Raw genomic sequence first — 18,763 nt, 5'->3', positions numbered from 1 at the left:
TTGAGGCCCCGCCTCGGCCCCTTTGCGCTGGCCCACAACGGCAATCTCGTCAACGTCGAGGATCTGCGCCAGTCGGTGCAGGCCAGTGAGATCCAGTTCACCTCCACCACGGATTCAGAACTGATTGCCTTTGCCCTGCAACACGCTGTGGACGGGGGGCTGGGCTGGGAGGAGGCGATCCGCGACGCGGCCGGCCGCTGCCGCGGGGCCTTCAGCCTGGCGATCGGCACGCCCGATGGGCTGTTCGCCCTGCGTGATGGTCATGGGGTGCGGCCCCTGGTGTTCGGCCACCTCGGCGACAAGCACCAGGGCCAGTGGGTGGTCAGCAGTGAAACCTGTGGACTCGACATCATCGGCGCCGCCTACGACGGTGACGTGGGCCCGGGTGAGCTGATCCGCTTCAGCGCCGGTGATCCGCTGCCGGCCCGCCAGCGCTGGTGCGACGAGCCCACCAAGCTCTGCGTGTTCGAGATGATCTACTTCGCCCGGCCTGACAGCCGCTTCTTCGGCGAGTCGCTCTACAGCTACCGCCACCGCATCGGTGAGGTGCTGGCGCGGGAAACTGCTGTGGAAGCCGACATCGTGATCGGCGTCCCCGATTCCGGCATTCCCGCCGCCATCGGTTTTTCCAAGGCCAGCGGCATTCCCTTTGCCGATGGTCTGATCAAAAACCGCTACGTGGGTCGTACCTTCATCCAACCCACCCAGGCGATGCGGGAGGCGGGCATTCGCGTCAAGCTCAACCCCCTGCCGGATGTGCTCTCCGGCAAGAGGGTGGTGGTGATCGACGATTCGATTGTGCGGGGCACCACCAGCCGCAAGTTGGTGATCGCCCTGCGTGAGGCCGGTGCGACCGAGGTGCACATGCGCATCAGCTCACCGCCGGTCACCCACCCCTGCTTCTACGGCATCGACACCGACAACCAGGACCAGCTGATTGCTGCGCGCCTCAATCTCCAGGAGATCACCGATCATCTCCAGGTTGATTCCCTGGCCTATCTCAGCAAGGAGGGCATGCTCGAGGCTGCCCACGACAACGCCTCTCATTTCTGCACCGCTTGCTTCGACGGCAACTACCCGATTGAGATGGACGATTCCGTGCGGTCCAGCAAGTTGATGCTCGAGCCCACGGGTCTGGCGGCCCGGGTCTGACTTGAGCTCCTCAGCTCAGCAAGGGCACCAGCTCCAGCACGGTTTCACCGGCTGAACAGGTCCAGAGTGGTTCTTTCGGTCCCTCCTCGCCAGTGCTGAGCTGCAGGTCGGCCGCCGCCAGACGCAGGCTTCGGCCTGTGGAGAACCTCAGGCCCATGACGGCGGCGCTGCCTGCCTGCAGATCGACCAATTCGTCCTCCCGCTGGCGGAAGCGCAGACCGATCTGACCCAGGTCGCCACGCTCGCAGCGGCGCAGGCTCTCCACCTCCAGCCGCTTCAGCTGGCTGTGGCGGCTGACCAGCAGCACATCGCTCCCCGGATCGACGCAGGCCGCCCCCACCACGCTTTCGCCGGGCAGCAGGCGTAACAGCATCGGTCCCTGGGCGGCCTTGCCCATCAGCGGCAGGGTGTCGTCATTCACCGCCAGTCTGAGCAGACGGCCTGTGGTGCTGGCCACCACCAGGTCCTGACCGTCCGTGCAGGGCACGACCCGGCGAAGCTGCACGCCGTCCTTGAGCTTCAGCACGGTGGCAGCCCGGCCGGAAAGTTCGCTGAATGCCTCGATCGGCAGCCGTTTGAAGCGGCCATCGCTGCTGAGCAGACCCAGGGTTCCCGTGGGTTTCTGCGGCAGGGGCAGCACCTCCACGATCGGATCACCCAGCAGACCCTCGGGCAGAAACTTCTCGAGCGAACCGGGCTGCTGGGCGGCGAATTCCCAGCGCAGCATGGCCACCCGGCCACTGGCGCTGAAGGCCAGCAGGGAGGGCTTCTCGGCTACCGGCAGGATCAGGCGCGCCGGGGAGGGATGTTCCCCCAGCGGCGCCGCTTCATCGAGGTGCAGCCGCCCCAGTGCCTGGGGTGACACGATCCGTACCACTCCGTCGGCCTGGATCAGCAGCCGTCCATCCCCGGGCAGGGCCTCGAGCGCCTGCTGACGCTGCAATTCCGTGTTGGGCCGCACCGCTGCCGCCCGCTGGGCCACCAGGTCGTCGCCGCCGGCCACCAGCCGGGTGCGGCGGGGGGTGGAGTAGCGCTTTTTGAGGGCCTTGAGTTCGGCCACCATGGACTCGAGCAGGGCCGCTCGATCGTCGAGCAGGTGGCGCAGCCGCTCCCGCTCCTCCATCAGCTCCACCGACTCCTTGCGGAGCCCGTCCTGCTCCAGGCTTGTGAGCCGCCGCAGGGGCATCGCCAGCACGGCATCGGCCTGGCGTTCGCTCAGATCGAAGTGCACCTGCAGGCTGGCTCTGGCGCTGGCGGCGTCGCTGGCCGCCTGGATCCGCTCAATCACCTCCGGCAGAGCATCGAGGGCGCGGATCAGGCCTTCCACCACCTCCAGCCGGTCTTCGGTGCGCCGCAGGGCGTGGCTGGTGCGGCGGATCAGGGTGTGTTCCCGGTACTCCAGAAAGTGGTTGAGCATCTGGCGCAGGCTGAGCTGCTGGGGCTGCCCGTTCACCAGGGCGAGCAGGATGGCGCCGAAATTGCTCTGCAGGGAGGTGCGCCGTTGCAGGTCGGTGAGCACCTTGCTGGCCTCGGTGTCACGGCGCAGCTCGATCACCACCCGCATCCCCTCGCGGTCGCTCTCGTCGCGGATGTCGGCGATCCCGCCGATCTTGCCGTCGTTCACCTGGTCGGCGAGCTTCTCGATCCAGCCAGCCTTGCTCAGTTGATAGGGCAACTCGGTGATCACCACGGCACTGCGCCGGTGCCGGCCCTTGCCCGGCTGCACCTCCTCGATGTGGGCGATGCCACGCATCGGGATGCTGCCGCGCCCCTGCAGATAGGTGTCGCGCACGCCGCTGCCCACCAGCACCTCGCCGCCAGTGGGGAAGTCGGGCCCGGGCACCAGCTCCAGCAACTTCTCGTCGCTCAGCTCCGGCTTGCGGATCAGGGCAATCAGAGCCTCCACCACCTCGCCCAGGTTGTGGGGGGGGATGCTGGTGGCCATGCCCACGGCGATGCCCGAGCAACCGTTGAGCAGCAGGAATGGCAGCTGGGCCGGCAGCACGGTGGGTTCCTGCTGGGAGCCGTCGAAGTTGGAGGTGAAATCGACCGTGTCGCTGCCGATCTCATCAAGCAGCGCCTGGTGCGCGATCGGCGCGAGACGGGTTTCGGTGTAGCGCATGGCCGCCGGCGGGTCATCGTCGACCGAGCCGAAGTTGCCGTGACCATCCAGCAGCGGATGGCGGCTGGCGAAGGTCTGCACCTGGCGTACCAGAGCGTCGTAGACCGCCTGGTCGCCATGGGGGTGGTACTTCCCGAGCACATCACCCACCACCCGGGCGCACTTGCGGTAAGGCCGGTCCGGGGTCAGCCCCAGTTCATGCATCGCGAACAGGATGCGGCGCTGGACGGGCTTGAGACCATCACGCACATCAGGAAGGGCGCGGCCCACGATCACGCTCATCGCGTACTCGAGGTACGAACGCTGCATCTCCTGATGCAGGGCGATGGGCTGGACGCGCTCCTCGGCCATCCGGTTCTGGGGTCTGAGGGCGGAAGGCGCTCAGCCTACAGATCCTCTCAGGTGAGGCCCCACCCAGCTTCCGGCTTCACTCCTCCCCGGAGTCTTCCCCGTCGCTACTGCCGGTGGCGTTGGCATTGGCCCGGTCGGTGTCGGCCTTGATCGCCGGGTTCTCGAGCAGGACGCGGGTGCTGTTGCGCAGCCTTGGACCCCAGAGTTGCTCCTTCTGGTAGGCCTCCAGCACGTAGTTGGGTTCGATCGCCAGGGCCTGGCTGGCCATCTCCAGAGCTTTCTGCTGATCGCCCGGCCGGGCATTCAGTGCGGCGGCCAGGGCAAGCATGGGTTCAGCGGCCTTGGGGTTGATCTCCAGGGCCCGGCGCCAGCGCCGGATCGCGTCGTCGCTGCGGCCGAGCTCATAAAGGACCAGGCCCTGGTTTTTGATCGCCTCCCAGAAATCCTTGCGCAGGCCCGAGGCCCGCTCAAACGAGCCCAAGGCCGCCTGGGGATTGTTCAGCAGCAGGTGGGCGTTGCCCAGGTCGAAGTGGGCACCGGGATTCTTGCCGTCGAACTTCAGACCGGTTTCCAGCAGACCGATGGCCTGGCCGGGCTGACCATCCCGCAGGGCCAGGGAGCCTTCCGCGAACCAGATGCCGGGGTTGCGCGGATCGAGCTGCTTGGCGCGCGCCAGGGACTGGCCGGCGGCCTTGATCTGGTTGCTGCGCAGCTGCGCTTCCGCCAGCAGCACCCAGCCGCGGGGATCGTTGGGCAGCAGTTGCACCGTCAGGCCTGCCAGCCGGGCCGCGTCATCGGCCTGGCCCAGCCTCAGCAGGCGTGTGGCTGCCTGGGCGATGCCCAGCCCCGCCGCCTCCAGCTCCTCCCCCTTGGGCACGTACACGTAGGGAACCAGGGCCTGTGCCGAGGCAGCCGGTCCGATTGCCAGGGTCAGGGCCAGCGGAGCCGTCGCCAGAAAGTTGAACCAGCGCGGAGCCATTCCAGCCGATCGATCCAGGGTCCAGCCTAGGGGTCCGCTTCTGGGGTCCCGGCCTGGGCCGACCGCAGATTGCGCCGCCACATCCAGGGCTTGATCCGCCGCAGAGCGGAACCCCGCAGCCGCTCATCCCAGTCGGCATCACTCCAGCCGAGGGCCTCGCCGGCGTGCAGGTTCAGCAACCAGTCCCTGGGTTGCAGCTCGGGATCCTCCGAGCTGGGCAGTGGCTGCTGGTTCCAGGGGCAGACGTCCTGGCAGATGTCGCAGCCGGCCACCCAGGGACCCATGGCCGCCACCATGGCGTCGGGAAGGGTGTCGTCCCGGTTCTCAATCGTGTGATAAGCCAGGCAGCGGTTGGCATCCACCACAAAGGGCTCGCTGATGGCGCCGGTGGGGCAGGCCTCGATGCAGCGGCTGCAGCGGCCGCAGAGAGGTTCAGATGCAGCGTCACCAGGAAGATCGGCCGTGGTGAGCAGATGGCCGATCAGCATCCACGACCCCCGGCGGGGGTGGATCAGGTTGCCGTTCTTGCCGATCCAGCCCAGACCCGCCTGCTCGGCCCAGGCCTTGTCCAGGAGGGGGGCGCTGTCGACGCAGGCCCGCCAGCCCACCCCAGGACACTGCTCCTCCAGCCAGCGCCCCAGCCGGCGCAGACGTCCATTGATCACCCGGTGATAGTCCCTGCCCCAGCCGTAGCGAGCGACGGCCAGGCTGCCCGGCGCTCGACTGGTGGCCACGTGATAGTTCAGGCCCACCGCCAGCAGGCTGCGCACGCCGGGCAGCAGGCTGGTGACCTGGCGGCGGCGTGGATCGGCCATCCAGGCCATACCGGCCTGGTGACCGGCCTCCAGCCAGCGCTCCAGCGCCGCAGTGCGCAGGGGGATCCGCCCATCGCCTGGCAAGGCGGCCAGGCCCACCGGTTCGAAGCCCAACGCCCTGGCCTGGGCCTTGAGCGCGATCGCCAGGTCCTGGAGGCGGTGCTCCGAGCCGGCCGGAGCGACCGGTTGCTGGGGATGGCCTGATCTCACCCGTACAGTTATTCCTGATTGCCATCCTGCTGTGACCACTGCCTCAACCAGCCGTCTTGGCTATCTCCTGCGCTGGCTCGGCCTCACCCTCGTCGTGCTGCTGGGGCTGCAGCTGGCGGCGGTGGTTTCCGCCTGGAGCTGGCAGGAGGAGGCGTTCCGCCAGATGGTGATCGAGCGTCTGATCACCCAGTCGCCGATGGCGCTGGTGGGCCTGCTGCTGGCTCTGTTCGGCTCCCGCCTCGACCAGACCGACCCCCGCTCCCCCCTGCGTTGGCTGGTGGCGGCCCTGGCGGCCCTCCTCGCCATTGGCCTGGCGGTGTCGGTGCCGGTGGCGATCAGCGGCGATGGTGTGCTGACCGCCAAGACCGAGCAGACCCTGACCGCTCAGCGCAGTCAGCTCGAGATGGCCAAGCAGCAGAGCCAGAATCCCCAGGTGCTGGAGCAACTGGTGCGCCAGGCTGAGCAGTCGGGCCAGGTGCCGCCCCAGGCCACCGAGGAACAGAAGCAACAGGCGGCTCGTGGCTTCATCGACCGCCAGCTGCAGCAGATGGAACAGCAGTTCAAGGAAGCCGAGCGGGCTCAGGGTCTGGCGGTGAATCAACGCCGCTATGCCGGCACCGGCTCGGCCGCAGTGCTGGCCGTGGCCTTCACCCTGCTGGCTCTGGCCGCGTTGCTCTGAAATCCCTCGGAACAACCCCGGAAGCTGCTCCACCCCCAGACGGCTGGCTAGGTTGCTCACAGCAATCCGAACACCGGACAACCGGAACCATCCTTGGTGCAGTCGAGCCCCAGACCTGATCAACCCTTGGGGACCCGGTTGCAGCAGGACCTCAAGAATGATCTGATCGCCGGTCTGCTGGTGGTCATTCCCCTGGCCACCACCATCTGGCTGGCGACCACGGTGAGCCGCTTCGTGCTCGCCTTTCTCACCTCGATTCCCAAGCAATTCAATCCCTTCAATACCCTCAATCCACTCCTGCAGGAGTTGATCAACCTGGGGGTGGGTTTGCTGGTCCCTCTGCTGGGAATTCTGCTGATCGGCCTGATGGCCCGCAACATCGTCGGGCGTTGGTTGCTCGATTTTGGGGAGGGAACCCTCCAGCGCATTCCACTCGCCGGCTCGGTCTACAAGACGCTCAAGCAACTGCTTGAAACGATCTTCCGAGATAATTCCACCCGCTTCCGCCGGGTCGTGCTGGTGGAATATCCACGTAAGGGCTTGTTCGCCCTCGGGTTTGTCACCGGGGTTCTCGGCAACGTGATGCAGGGGGGGTTCGATCAGCCGATGCTGAGCGTCTTCATTCCCACGGCTCCCAACCCCACCACCGGCTGGTACGCCGTGGTGCCGGAAACTGCGGTCCGTGACCTGGACCTCTCTGTGGAGGATGCGTTCCGCACGATCATCTCCGCGGGGATCGTCAGCCCTGATGATGAGCGTGAAACCCCGGCCAGCCGCAGCTTCTCCAGTCTGCTTGCCCAGTTGCGTGCTCCCGTCTTCTCCTCTGTTCCCCCCAACAAGCCCTGATCCGCGGCCTGCCACCCTCGCCCCACCCGATGCCGAGTCGATCCATCTCCAGAGAACTGGCCCTGCTGATGCTGGGCCAGGTCAGTGACCGCGTACCACCGGCCGACCTGCCGCTCGAGAGTCTTCTGCAGCAGGCTCTGGCCAGCCTGGCCCAGCATGTGCGCGAGGCGCTCGACAATGCCGAGCTCGATCTGCAGCAGGCGCAACAGCAACTGCTCGACAGCGAACTGATCGATGGGGCCGACCAGATGCCCCGGGTTCGGGATCATCTCCAGCGGGGTCTGACCCATGCCGAGCAGGCGCTCAATCGTCTCTCGGCCAGCCTGGAGTTACCGCGTCTGCTGATGCTTGCCGACCAGAGCGAGATCCGCGAGGGGGCGATCGCCCGCACCCGAGCCGTGCTCCAGGACCGCGATGCGCTCGATTCACGGCTCGATGCCGTGATGGAAGGCTGGCGCCTCGGCCGCCTGCCCCGCATCGACCGCGACATCCTGCGGCTGGCGGCCGTGGATCTCCACACCTTCGGAACGCCGGCCCCGGTGGCCTGCAACGAGGCCGTGGAGCTGGCCAACCGCTACAGCGATGATCAGGGCCGCCGGATGATCAACGGGATCCTGCGCCGTCTCACCACCTCCGTCTCCTGAGCAAGCATGGTCTTCGACTGGTTCCGGCGGCGTCCCACCACCACCGAGCCGGCGGCTGAGCCTGCGGCGGCCAAGGAGGCTGGCGAAGACAAGGCCGATGGCAGCGCCGCCGGCGTGTCAGAGGCGCCACTTCCACCCGCTTCGGTCGGTGAACCCGTCCCGGAGCCGGCACCCCAAGCGCCAGCCCCGGCCCCCGCTGTCGATCAGGACGCCCTGGACTGGGCCCGTCAGGCCTATGCCCGCCTCAAGGCTGAGCAGGAGCGCAGCCAGCCAGTCGCCGAAGCCCAGGTACCTGAACCAACGCCTGAACCCGTTGAGGCGGAAGCGCCTCAACCGGAACCTGTTGCCGCTGCGGAGCCGGAGAAGTCCTCCGAGGCGACTCCTCCAGAGGTTCAGGCCACACCAGCAGAGTCAGCCAGCACATCTGAGCGACCTCCAGCCCTGGAGTCGCCCAGCCCCGCCGGCCCCTCCCTGCTGGAGCTGGCCGCGGCCAGCCGTGCCGAGCGCCAGCAGACCGTGCTCGCCCCCAGCACCGACCCGCCGCCCAAGGGCGAGCCGACTGCCCCCTCGAGTGAGGAGGCCAGCCCACAGCTGGGGTCCTTTGATGCCGACTTCACCTGGTCCGCCGAGGTGCTCGCGGCCCAGGGCCGACGTGCCGATCAGGTCTCGCTTGAGGAGATTGACTGGCTCAGCCGCCTGCGTCGCGGCATGGAGAAGACCCGACGCGGCCTGGTCACCCAACTGCTCGACAGCCTGGGCGACGATCCCCTCACCCCGGAGGTGCTCGACGATCTGGAAACCACCCTGCTGCGTGCCGATGTGGGCGTGCAGGCCACCGACCACGTGCTCGAGGCTCTGCGCAGGCGCCTGAACGAAGAGGTGGTGGAGCCGGCCGAGGGTCTTCGCTTTCTCAAGGAGCAGCTGCGCGGGCTGCTCGAGACGCCGATCGAAGCCAGCGGTGAGCTTCTGCTGGCCCCCCAGCGGGACCGACTCAATGTCTGGTTGCTGGTGGGGGTGAATGGTGTCGGCAAAACCACCACCCTGGGCAAACTGGCCAATCTGGCGGTGCGCAGCGGCTACAGCTGCCTGATCGCCGCCGCCGACACCTTCCGCGCCGCCGCCGTGCAGCAGGTCACTGTCTGGGGCGAGCGCAGCGGCGTGCCGGTGATCGCCAACCCCAGTGCCAATGCCGATCCGGCAGCCGTGGTCTACGACGCCATCGGGGCGGCCCGCTCCAAGGGAATCGAACTGGTGCTGGTGGACACGGCCGGCCGGCTGCAGACCAAGAACAACCTGATGGAGGAACTCAGCAAGGTGCGGCGCATCGTCGACAAGCTGGCCCCGGAGGCGGTTGTGGAATCCCTGCTGGTGCTTGATGCCAGTCAGGGGCAGAACGGCCTTCGCCAGGCGATGGCCTTCGCCAGTGCCGCCGGTCTTACAGGGGTGGTGCTCACCAAGCTCGATGGCAGCGCCCGGGGTGGTGTGGCCCTGGCGGTGGCCTCCGAAGCCGGCTTGCCGATTCGTTTCATCGGTGCCGGCGAGGGCATCCGCGACCTCAGGCCGTTCAACAGCTTTGAGTTCGTCGAAGCCCTGCTCTCCAGTTGAGCTGCTCGAACTGGGGAACCCTGCTAGCGTTCGCCCCCTGCGGCCGCCTGTTAAGAGCCGCACGCCGCCAGCCCGCGTGCCCCTGCCACCGCCCCGGCCCCATCAGGCCCTCACGGCATCGGCTTCCCTGCGGCAACTGCTCGACAGCCTCAGCCGGGAGCAACGGCGCAACCAGGAGCTGCTGGCCTCTCTTGGCTTCGCCTTACGCAGCTTCACCAACCTGAACCGCTTCCTGGAGCTGGTTCCCCTGGTGTCCTCTCGCCTGGTGGGAGCTGAGGCCAGCCTTCTGGTGGTCTTCCACCCCGACGGACGCCTCTGGCGGGAGCACACCCAGGCCAGTCCTGCCTCCCGCAGCGGCGAACTGGTGCGCCTGCTGGGGGAGCTGGATCTGCCCGCTGGCCTGGCCGAGGAGGAGGAGGTCTCCCAGCTCGATCTGCAGGTGCGTCGTCTGCTGGGGGAGGTGCAGCTGTTCGGCACCTCAGTGGTGGCCCGCAACCGGGCCCGCGGACGCCTCTACGTCTTCGGCAGCGCCGAAGGCCTGACCTGGAGTGATGTGCACCGCCGCCACGTGCAGCTGGTGGCTGATCTCACGGGCGTGGCCATCGAAACCGAGCTGCTGCAGGAGGACCGCCGCCGCCATGAGCGCCTCGATCGCCAGCTCAACACCGGTGCGGAGATCCAGGCGCAGCTGCTTCCCGATCACTGTCCGGTGATTGAGGGGGTGGAGCTGGCCGCCCGCTGCCGGCCGGCCTTTGAGGTGGGGGGCGACTACTACGACTTCATCCCGACCCGGCCCCAGCTCAGCGGACGCCGTCGTGAAACCTCGCGCTGGGCCCTGGTGATGGGCGATGTGATGGGCAAGGGTGTGCCCGCGGGCCTGCTGATGACCCTGCTGCGGGGGATGCTGCGGGCCGAGGTGCTCAGTGGCCATGCCCCCGACCGGATCCTGCACGACCTCAATGAACTGGCCCAGGAGGACCTGGCCCATTCGCACCGTTTCGTCACCCTCTTCTATTCCGACTTCGATCCCCGCAGCCGCGTGCTCCGCTATGCCAACGCTGCCCACAATCCGCCGCTGCTGTGGCGGCACCAGCGCCACGGGGTGGAGCGGCTCGATGCTCCGGGCCTGCTGATCGGCCTGCAGCCGGAGGCCCAGTACGGCTGCGAACGCGTGCTGCTGGAGCCAGGTGATGTGGTGCTCTATTACACCGATGGGGTCAGTGAAGCCCTCGGTCTCACGGGTGAGCGCTTCGAAGAGGAGCGCCTGCAGCGGCACCTGGGAGAAGCCTGCCGGGCCGGCAAGAGCGCTCAGGGTGTTCTCGATGCCCTGTTCGAGCGGCTCGACCGCTTCGTGGGTGCTGACCGGCAGCTGAGCGACGATGCCTCGATGGTGGTGCTGAAGGTGCGTGAGGAGGTGATGCTTCCCACCCTGCCCGGCTGAGTGGGGCCCCCAGGCTCGGATGCGAAGCTGACGCTTCGCGGCATGGTTCGGTTTCGATGGCGGCACAGGCTTCCCAACCGGCCCGATGGAGTGACCGTTTCGAGGAAGGGCTCCACCCGGCCATCGAGCGCTTCAATGCCTCGATCGGCTTTGACATCACCCTGTTGCAGCAGGACCTCGATGCCTCCGTCGCCCACGCCCGCATGCTCGGCCGCTGCGGGGTGATCAGCGTCGCTGAGGCGGATCAACTCATCGCGGCCCTCGAGACGGTTCGCACCGAGGCGGCCGAGGGTCATTTCCGCCCAGGGGTGGAGGCCGAGGACGTGCACTTCGCCGTGGAGCACCGCCTGATCACCCTGATCGGCCCCCTGGGCAAGAAGCTGCACACCGGCCGCAGCCGCAACGATCAGGTCGGCACCGATCTGCGCCTCTGGCTGCGCCAGGCGATCGATGGCCTCGATGCCGGCCTGCGGCGCTTCCAGCAGGCCCTGCTTGACCAGGCGGAGAACCACCTGCACACCCTCATTCCGGGCTACACCCACCTGCAGCGGGCCCAGCCCCTCTCCCTGGCCCACCACCTGCTGGCCTATGTGGAGATGGCCGAACGCGACCGGAAGCGGCTTTCCGACGTGCGCCGCCGGGTGAACATCTCGCCCCTGGGGGCGGCGGCCCTGGCCGGTACGCCGGTGCCGATCGACAGGCGGCTGACGGCCGAGGAACTGGGCTTCGAGGAGATCTATGCCAACAGCCTCGATGCGGTCAGCGATCGCGACTTCGCCGTGGAATTCAGTGCCGCTGCCAGTCTGATCCTGGTCCACCTCAGCCGTCTCTCGGAGGAGGTGATCCTCTGGGCCAGCGAGGAGTTTGGCTTCGTGCGGCTCACTGACCGCTGCGCCACCGGCAGCAGCCTGATGCCCCAGAAGAAGAACCCCGACGTGCCCGAGCTGGTGCGTGGCAAGGCCGGCCGGGTGTTCGGTCACCTGATGGGCCTGCTCACGATGATCAAGGGGCTGCCCCTTGCCTACAACAAGGATTTCCAGGAGGACAAGGAAGCCCTCTTCGATGTGGTCCGCACCACCGCGGATTGCCTTGAGGCGATGGCGATCCTGCTGGAGGAGGGCATCCACTTCCGGCCCGAGAGGCTGGAGCAGGCCGTGGCGGCTGATTTCTCCAATGCCACCGATGTGGCCGACTACCTGGTGGCCCGTGGCGTTCCCTTCCGTGAGGCCTACCAGCTGGTGGGCGGGTTGGTGAAAACCTGCCTGGCCGAGGGGCTGTTGCTGCGGGATCTGCCCCTGGAGCGCTGGCGCCAGCTTCATCCCGCCTTCGAGGCGGACATCCACGCCGCGATCGAGCCGCGTCAGGTGGTGGCCGCCCGCCGCAGCGAGGGGGGCACGGGTTTCGAGCGGGTGGCCGAACAGCTCAAGCGCTGCCGCGAGCGGCTCGCTCCCCAGGCCCCAGCCTCCTAGAGGCCTTGCTGTTCCAGGTCCTGGGCGGCAGCCTCCAGCACCTCTGGGCCCGCGCTGCGCTCCCCCGCACGCTCCCCCAGCCGGCGGCGCCAGTGCCGGGCCCCCGGCACCCCTTCCACCAAATGCACCAGGTGGCGGGCGATCGGCCAGAGCCGTCGGCCGGCCCCGCACCAGCGGCTGGCATGGGGAATCAGGCCCCGCACCACCGTTGAGGCCGAGGCCGGAGCTCGCTCCAGGCAGCCGAACAGCTCCTGGTCGACCGAGGCCCAGCGCAGGGGATGGTCGTAGGCGGCGCGGCCCACCATCACCCCATCCACCTGACCCAGGTGCTCCTGGCAGTTCTCCAGGCTCAGCAGGCCGCCATTCAGTTCGATCGTGAACTGGGGGCGATCCCGTTTGAGTTGATGCACCAGGTCGTGGCGCAGGGGCGGAATCGTGCGGTTCTGCTTCGGATCCAGGCCATGGAGCCAGGCCTTGCGGGCATGCACGCTGAAGCGGCTGGCGCCGGCGCCGGCCACCTTGTCCACGAAAGCCAGGAGCAGCTCATAGCTGTCCTGATCGTCGATGCCGATGCGGTGCTTGACCGTCACCGGCAGGGAAGAAGCATTCGCCATCGCCTCCACGCAGCGGGCCACCCGATCCGGGTCCGCCATCAGGCAGGCGCCGAACCGTCCCTGCTGCACCTTGGGGCTGGGGCAGCCCACGTTGAGGTTGATCTCGTCGTAGCCCCAGGCGGCCGCCAGTTGTGCTGATTCCGCCAGCAGCGCCGGATCGTCGCCCCCCAGCTGCAGGGCCAGGGGATGTTCCTGGGGATCGAAGTCCAGCAGCGTGTCGCGGCGGCCGTGGTGCAGGGCCTGGGCCACCACCATCTCGGTGTAGAGCAGGGCGCGACGGCTGATCTGCCGCATCAGCACCCGGAAGTGCCGGTCGGTGCAGTCCATCATCGGCGCCACACTGAAGCGGTAGGCCCCGGCAACGGGCGTCGTCGCGTTGTCTCCCTGCCCCATCCGCCCATGCTGCCTGTCGACTGGTCCCTGGTGGTCGCCGGGGGTGGGCCCGCCGGCTACATGGCGGCCATCACCGCCGCGGAGCAGGGGCTGGCGGGAGTGCTGCTGCTGGAGGCCACCCCCCAGCCGCTGGGCAAGGTGCTGATCAGCGGCGGCGGGCGCTGCAATGTCACTCATGCCTGCTGGGATCCCCTGGCCCTGGTGGGGCATTACCCCCGGGGGTCGAGGGCCCTGCGCGGGCCGTTCAGCCGCTTCGCACCCGGCGACTGTCTGGCCTGGTTTGCCGAGCGGGGACTGGAGCTGGTGGAGGAATCCGACGGCCGCCTCTTTCCCCGCAGCAACCGCTCCAGCAGCGTGGTGGCTGTACTTGAAGCGGCCGCCGCCGCCGCCGGGGTGACCGTCTGGAGGGGGGGCTCCCTGCGCCAGGTGGAGCGACGCGAGGGGTGTGGATTCAACCTGCGGCTGCGCCTGTCACCGGGACTGGCCCCTGCTGGGGCTTCCAGCGACCTCAGCGCCGCCCGCCTGCTGCTGGCCACGGGTGGCCATCCCAGCGGCCGCCAGCTGGCCAGCCAGTTGGGCCATGGCGTGGTGGCGCCGGTGCCATCCCTGTTCACCCTGGCCCTGGAGGCCAACCCCCTGGCCGCCCTGCGCGGGGTGGTGATGGATCCGGTGGGACTGGAGCTGCGACTGCCCTCCAAGCGTTTTCGCGAGCGAGGACCACTGCTGATCACCGGCTGGGGGGTGAGCGGTCCAGCCACCTTGAGGCTCACCGCCTTTGCGGCCCGTGCCCTCAAGGACAGCGGCTACCGCGCCGAACTGCGCATTGATTGGAGTGGTGGCTGCTCTGCCGCTGAGCTGGCGCATCGCTTCCAGACCGCCCGCGTCGAGCAGGCCCGCCGCCAGTTGCTCAATGCCCGCCCCTGGCCCGAGCTCAGCCGCCGGCTCTGGATCCACCTGCTGGAGCGCCATGGGGTGACTCCCGACCAGCGTTGGGCTGATCTGCGCCGGCGCGACGAGGACAGCCTGCTGGGAGCCCTGCGCTCCAGCACCTACGCGGTGGGCGGCCGCGGCCCCTTCGGTGAGGAATTCGTCACGGCCGGCGGCGTCACCCTGGGGGAGGTGAACCTGGCCACGATGGAGAGCCGGAAGCAGCCAGGGCTGTACTTCGCCGGCGAGCTGCTGGATGTGGACGGGGTCACCGGCGGCTTCAACTTCCAGCACTGCTGGACCAGCGGCTGGCTGGCCGGAGGCGCCATCGCCAGGGAGGCCCGCGAGGGGCTGCCGCTGGCGGTGCGCTCAGCGGATCTTGTCGAAGACCGAGAACATCGGTAGATACATGGCCACGAGAATCGCGCCCACGATGATGCCGACGATCACGATCATGATGGGCTCCAGGAGTGAGGTGAGCGCTTTGACAGCCACTTCAACCTCGTCTTCGTTGAAATCGGCGACCTTGGAGAGCATGGCATCCATCTCTCCGGTCTCTTCGCCAATGGCCAGCATGCTGAGAGCCATTTCCGGAAAGACGTTCTTGCGGGAGAGGGCCACGCTAACGGGGATGCCATCCTGTATCTCCACTCGGCAGTCCTCGATCGTATCGGCAAAGATTGAATTTCTTGAGGTGTCTCGAACGATCTCCAGGCTCATCAGAATCGGCACACCGGCTTTGCTCAGTGAGCTGAAGGTTCGGCAGAATTGAGCAGTTTCGGTTTTCTGAATCAGGTCACCGAACAGGGGAATCTTCAGGATGAAGCCGTCAACTTTCCGCTTGCCCAGGGGAGTTTTGTAGAACCCGATGAACAGCCATCCGGCCAGGATCACAAAGGCGATCAGGAACAGGGAAAATGCCGAGCGAAGCAGGGCGCTGAGATTCACCATCATCTGGGTGAAGACAGGCAGCTCCGCGCCCAGCTGCTCAAAGATATCGGCAAAGGTCGGGATCAGGAAAATCGTCATCCCGAGGAACACGGCGATGGCGATCAGCAGCACGATGACCGGATAGGCCAGGGCTCCCTTGATCTGATTCTGAAGCTTGGCATTCTGCTCCAGCAACAGGGCCAGCCGTTTCAGGGTTTCATCGAGCACGCCTCCGAGTTCGCCCGCTTCGACCATCGCGATGGTGATCCGATCGAACACCTTGGGCCAGCGGCGCATCGCCACTCCAAGGCTCACCCCCTGACTCACATCGCTGGCGACGGCCTCAAGGGCCTGCCGGAAAATCGGTTTCTTCTGCTGCTTGGCCACCAGGGTGAGGCCTCGCACAATCGGCACGCCAGAATCCACCAGGGCCGAGAGTTTGCTGGCGAACAGCGCCTTTTCCCGGACATTGGGCCTGGCCTGGAACATCGTCCCCAGATCCCGGCTGAACAGACTGGCGCCCCTCTTGGCGCTCGCCTGCACCGAACGGGTGGAGGCGAGCGGCACCACGGAGGTGGCGGCGATGCCCCGGCGGCGCAGGTCCCGCTTGGCGCTGGCCAGGTCAGGGGCTTTCAGCTGGATCACCTTCTGCTGGCCCCGCTGGTTGGCGTAGGTGGCGGAGAAGACCGAAGCTGGTCCTTCGGTCGCGGGTACCAGGGAGTGGGCGAGGATGCCCCGCCGGCGCAGGTCACGGCGGGCCGTGGGCAGATCGTTGGCCTCAACCCGCAGCTCCCGCTGGTCCCCCCGGGTGCTGGTGTACGTGGCCAGAAAGGCAGGCATGGTGGATGCTGATCAGAGGAAGTTGCCGAGCAGCCGGTTCAACTCATCCGGTTTGGTGGAATGGGTGCGGGCTTCCTCCAGGGCGATGTCCCCCTGCTTGACCATGTCGGCCAGGGCTTTCTCCAGGGTCTGCATGCCCAGCTGACCGCCGGTCTGAATCTGCGAATAGATCTGAGCTGTTTTCGCTTCGCGGATGAGGTTGGCCAGGGCCGGCGTGTTGATCATGATCTCCTGGGCCATCACCCGACCATAGTTGTGGCTGGAGGGTGAACTTCTGCGGCAGAGCGTCTGGGCGAAGATCGCCGCCAGGCTGCTGCTGAGCTGGGTGCGGATCTGGGCCTGCTGGCCCGCCGGGAACACATCCACCATGCGATCCACGGTCTGGGCGGCGGAACTGGTGTGCAGGGTGGCGAACACCAGGTGGCCGGTTTCTGCAGCGGTGATGGCCAGTTGAATCGTTTCCAGATCACGCATTTCCCCCACCAGAATCACATCGGGATCCTCCCGCAGGGCAGCTCTCAGGGCATTGCTGAAGCTTTTGGTGTCTTCATTGAGCTGGCGCTGATGGATCAGGCTCTTGTCATTGATGTAAGCAAACTCGATCGGATCCTCGATCGTGATGATGTGCTCGGCCCGGCTGTGGTTGATGTGATCGAGCAGTGAGGCCAGGGTGGTGCTTTTGCCCGATCCGGTCGGACCCGTCACCAGCACCAGGCCTGAAGGCCGCTTGGTGATGTCCACCACCACCGGAGGCAGGCCCAGCTCCTGGGGCGTGGGCACCTTGCTGTTCAGGGCCCGCATGGAGGCGGCATAGGTGCCGCGCTGGCTGAAGACATTGATGCGGAAGCGGGCCAGGCCGCGCAGGCCGTAGGAGCAATCGAGTTCCCAGGTCTGCTCCAGCTGCTTCCGCTGGGAGTTGGTGAGGATCGAGAAGATCATGCGGTTGCAGGATTCTTCGCTGAGGGCCTGCTCCCGCATCGGCCTGAGTTCCCCGTTGAAGCGTCCGTAGGGTTGCTGGCCGGCCGAGAGATGAAGGTCGCTGCCCTTCTGCTCGACCAGCTCTTCCATCAACTCCTCGATCTGGAGCTCCATCGGGACCATGCCGGGTTGATCTGGATTCTGAGTGCCGCTGAGATGGCCTGCAACACTCAGCGGCGGGGGGTCAGGCAATAGGGGCACTCCAGCCATTCATCCCTGAGGCCCGCCCCGCAGCCCTGGCAGGTCAAGGTGGTGAGGGCCTGGGCGCGCCGCTGGGATTCCAGTTCGGTGTCGGTGAGCAGCATCCGCTCCACTTCCTCGAGGGTGGTCTGGCCGTGGCGCACGAGTTCCAGGCCATAGACCAGCAGGGTTTTCATGCCGGTCTCGATCGAAAGATTGCGGATCACGTCGGTGCTGGCGCCCTTGGCGATGGCACTGGCGAGGTTGTCGTTGATCCTCAGCACTTCGTAGACGCCGATACGGCCCTTGTAGCCCCGTCCCTGGCAGGTGGGACAGCTACTGCCGTCGGCCCTGGGTCCCCGATTGGCTTTGTAGAACGTGACCGACTGCTCCTGGCTGGCGAAGAGGCCGAAATGGCCCAGCTCTTCCTCCCCTGGGTGGTAAGGCCTACGGCACGACTCGCAGACCCTGCGCAGCAGCCGCTGGGAGACGATCCCGATCAGGGAGGCACTCACCATGAAGGGCTCCACGCCCATCTCGTTGAGCCGGGCGATGGCACTGGGGGCGTCGTTGCAGTGCAGGGTCGTGAGCACCAGATGGCCGGTCAGGGCCGCCTCGATGGCGGTCTTGGCCGTCTCGCCATCGCGGGTTTCCCCCACCAGCAGCACGTCCGGGTCCTGGCGCATGAAGGCCCGCAGGGCAGTGCTGAAGTCGTAGCCCTTGTCGCGGTTCACCTGGGTCTGGGTGATGCCCTTGAGCATGTACTCGATCGGATCCTCGACGGTGGAGATGTTGATGCCGGGCTCGTTGCGTTCCGCCAGCAGGGAATAGAGCGTGGTCGACTTGCCTGACCCGGTGGGCCCCGTCACCAGCACCATCCCGAAGGGCCTCGAGCCCATCGATCGCACGGTGGCCAGGGTGGTTGGCTCGGTGATCAGTCGGTCGAGGCCCAGACGGGTGCTGCCGCTGTCGAGCAGACGCAGCACGACCTTCTCCCCCCAGCGGCCCGGCAGAGTACTCACCCGAAGTTCGATCGTGCGGCCGCGGAACATCCGGCGGATGCGCCCGTCCTGGGGCATCCGCCGCTCGGCGATGTCCAGTTCGGCCATGATCTTGAAGCGCGAGGTGACCGCCGGTGCCAGGCTCCTGGGCAGGTGTTCGACCGGATGCAGCACTCCGTCCTGGCGAAAGCGGATCCGCAGCCCGTCCTCCTCCGGCTCCACGTGGATGTCGCTCGACTCCGACTCCATCGCCTGGATCAGGATGCGGTTCACCAGGCTCACCACCGGTGAGGCGTTGGAGGCCTTCAGGCTTGCCTCCAGGTCCAGTTCCTGCTCCTCGGCAGCGGGCGCCTCCTCCAGGCGGCTCTCCAGGCTGAGGCCCTCCAGCAGCGAGAGGGCGTTCGGCTGAGAGACCAGGTCGGTGTCCTTGCTGGGGCGATGGCGTCGGTCAGCCATCTTCTGCTGCAGGGCCTCGCTGATCTCCTCCTGCAGCCCCAGGCGCAACTCCGGGGTGATGCCGTTGGCCAGCACCGCCTCCTCCAGTCGCTGGCGCTGCTGCTCCTGCCAGTGGCTGGGGATGGCGATCA

15 protein-coding genes are annotated in these 18,763 nt (G+C 67.1%); 8 read left to right on the top strand and 7 right to left on the bottom strand.

Going from position 1 to position 18,763, the window contains the following annotated elements:
* Window positions 1-1,152 (top strand): amidophosphoribosyltransferase (gene purF, locus KBY78_RS06710; protein WP_255142936.1); only part of this gene is annotated, 1,152 nt, incomplete at its 5' end.
* Window positions 1,153-1,162: 10 nt separating this feature from the next.
* Here purF and KBY78_RS06705 read toward each other — a convergent pair.
* The 3 genes from KBY78_RS06705 to queG all read right to left on the bottom strand — a co-directional run bounded on the left by KBY78_RS06705 (window position 1,163) and on the right by queG (window position 5,629).
* Complete coding sequence (locus KBY78_RS06705; RefSeq protein ID WP_255142935.1) at window positions 1,163-3,625, bottom strand: DNA topoisomerase (ATP-hydrolyzing) subunit A; 2,463 nt, start codon at window positions 3,623-3,625, stop codon at window positions 1,163-1,165.
* A 76-nt stretch (window positions 3,626-3,701) separates the two neighbouring features.
* Window positions 3,702-4,604 carry a tetratricopeptide repeat protein gene (locus KBY78_RS06700; protein WP_255142934.1) on the bottom strand — a complete coding sequence of 301 codons (903 nt, stop codon included), beginning with the start codon at window positions 4,602-4,604 and terminating at the stop codon, window positions 3,702-3,704.
* A 26-nt stretch (window positions 4,605-4,630) separates the two neighbouring features.
* Window positions 4,631-5,629 (bottom strand): tRNA epoxyqueuosine(34) reductase QueG, encoded by a 999-nt coding sequence (queG, locus tag KBY78_RS06695; RefSeq protein ID WP_255142933.1) that lies wholly within the window; start codon window positions 5,627-5,629, stop codon window positions 4,631-4,633.
* A 31-nt stretch (window positions 5,630-5,660) separates the two neighbouring features.
* Here queG and KBY78_RS06690 point away from each other — a divergent pair, with 31 nt between their 5' ends.
* From KBY78_RS06690 to argH, 6 genes are all read left to right on the top strand, one after another.
* Window positions 5,661-6,308 carry an HpsJ family protein gene (locus tag KBY78_RS06690; RefSeq protein ID WP_255142932.1) on the top strand — a complete coding sequence of 216 codons (648 nt, stop codon included), beginning with the start codon at window positions 5,661-5,663 and terminating at the stop codon, window positions 6,306-6,308.
* A 93-nt stretch (window positions 6,309-6,401) separates the two neighbouring features.
* Complete coding sequence (locus tag KBY78_RS06685; protein ID WP_037981065.1) at window positions 6,402-7,154, top strand: DUF502 domain-containing protein; 753 nt, start codon at window positions 6,402-6,404, stop codon at window positions 7,152-7,154.
* A gap of 29 nt (window positions 7,155-7,183) precedes the next feature.
* Entirely contained in the window at window positions 7,184-7,798 is a 615-nt protein-coding gene (gene nusB, locus KBY78_RS06680) for a transcription antitermination factor NusB (RefSeq protein WP_006172730.1), read from the top strand.
* A gap of 6 nt (window positions 7,799-7,804) precedes the next feature.
* Window positions 7,805-9,403 carry a signal recognition particle-docking protein FtsY gene (ftsY, locus tag KBY78_RS06675; RefSeq protein WP_255142931.1) on the top strand — a complete coding sequence of 533 codons (1,599 nt, stop codon included), beginning with the start codon at window positions 7,805-7,807 and terminating at the stop codon, window positions 9,401-9,403.
* A 76-nt stretch (window positions 9,404-9,479) separates the two neighbouring features.
* A complete protein-coding gene (locus tag KBY78_RS06670) occupies window positions 9,480-10,844 on the top strand; it encodes a PP2C family protein-serine/threonine phosphatase (RefSeq protein ID WP_255142930.1) in 1,365 nt (454 codons plus the stop codon).
* 56 nt (window positions 10,845-10,900) lie between these two features.
* Window positions 10,901-12,313, top strand: coding sequence for an argininosuccinate lyase (argH, locus tag KBY78_RS06665; protein WP_255142929.1), 1,413 nt, complete (start codon window positions 10,901-10,903; stop codon window positions 12,311-12,313).
* On the opposite strand, the gene dusA is transcribed toward argH, so the two are convergent.
* Window positions 12,310-13,320 carry a tRNA dihydrouridine(20/20a) synthase DusA gene (dusA, locus tag KBY78_RS06660; protein WP_050751541.1) on the bottom strand — a complete coding sequence of 337 codons (1,011 nt, stop codon included), beginning with the start codon at window positions 13,318-13,320 and terminating at the stop codon, window positions 12,310-12,312. The genes argH and dusA overlap by 4 nt on opposite strands.
* Before the next feature lie 6 nt (window positions 13,321-13,326).
* Here dusA and KBY78_RS06655 point away from each other — a divergent pair, with 6 nt between their 5' ends.
* Entirely contained in the window at window positions 13,327-14,652 is a 1,326-nt protein-coding gene (locus KBY78_RS06655) for an NAD(P)/FAD-dependent oxidoreductase (RefSeq protein ID WP_255142928.1), read from the top strand.
* Here the strand turns inward: KBY78_RS06655 and KBY78_RS06650 are convergent.
* The 3 genes from KBY78_RS06650 to KBY78_RS06640 are packed head-to-tail and all read right to left on the bottom strand — an operon-like array spanning window position 14,617 to window position 18,761.
* On the bottom strand, window positions 14,617-16,017 hold the full coding sequence (locus KBY78_RS06650; protein ID WP_255142927.1) for a type II secretion system F family protein: 1,401 nt from the start codon (window positions 16,015-16,017) through the stop codon (window positions 14,617-14,619). The two genes, KBY78_RS06655 and KBY78_RS06650, sit on opposite strands and share 36 nt — an antisense overlap.
* A 12-nt stretch (window positions 16,018-16,029) precedes the next feature.
* Entirely contained in the window at window positions 16,030-17,109 is a 1,080-nt protein-coding gene (locus tag KBY78_RS06645) for a type IV pilus twitching motility protein PilT (RefSeq protein WP_006172737.1), read from the bottom strand.
* A 56-nt stretch (window positions 17,110-17,165) separates the two neighbouring features.
* Window positions 17,166-18,761 carry a GspE/PulE family protein gene (locus tag KBY78_RS06640; protein WP_255142926.1) on the bottom strand — a complete coding sequence of 532 codons (1,596 nt, stop codon included), beginning with the start codon at window positions 18,759-18,761 and terminating at the stop codon, window positions 17,166-17,168.
* Window positions 18,762-18,763: the final 2 nt, after the last annotated feature.

It is taken from the genome of Synechococcus sp. EJ6-Ellesmere, from assembly GCF_024345875.1.
GTDB lineage: Bacteria > Cyanobacteriota > Cyanobacteriia > PCC-6307 > Cyanobiaceae > Regnicoccus_A > Regnicoccus_A antarcticus.
Note: the sequence above shows the minus strand (reverse complement) of the source record. Positions and strands in the feature narration are given on the sequence as shown.

Excerpts from the sequence above, each read along its gene's own strand:
- KBY78_RS06705 (WP_255142935.1), bottom strand. The coding sequence starts at position 3,625 with ATGGCCGAGGAGCGCGTCCAGCCCATCGCCCTGCATCAGGAGATGCAG.
- KBY78_RS06700 (WP_255142934.1), bottom strand. The coding sequence starts at position 4,604 with ATGGCTCCGCGCTGGTTCAACTTTCTGGCGACGGCTCCGCTGGCCCTG.
- nusB (WP_006172730.1), top strand. The coding sequence starts at position 7,184 with ATGCCGAGTCGATCCATCTCCAGAGAACTGGCCCTGCTGATGCTGGGC.
- ftsY (WP_255142931.1), top strand. The coding sequence starts at position 7,805 with ATGGTCTTCGACTGGTTCCGGCGGCGTCCCACCACCACCGAGCCGGCG.
- argH (WP_255142929.1), top strand. The coding sequence starts at position 10,901 with ATGGCGGCACAGGCTTCCCAACCGGCCCGATGGAGTGACCGTTTCGAG.
- dusA (WP_050751541.1), bottom strand. The coding sequence starts at position 13,320 with ATGGGGCAGGGAGACAACGCGACGACGCCCGTTGCCGGGGCCTACCGC.
- KBY78_RS06655 (WP_255142928.1), top strand. The coding sequence starts at position 13,327 with ATGCTGCCTGTCGACTGGTCCCTGGTGGTCGCCGGGGGTGGGCCCGCC.
- KBY78_RS06650 (WP_255142927.1), bottom strand. The coding sequence starts at position 16,017 with ATGCCTGCCTTTCTGGCCACGTACACCAGCACCCGGGGGGACCAGCGG.
- KBY78_RS06645 (WP_006172737.1), bottom strand. The coding sequence starts at position 17,109 with ATGGAGCTCCAGATCGAGGAGTTGATGGAAGAGCTGGTCGAGCAGAAG.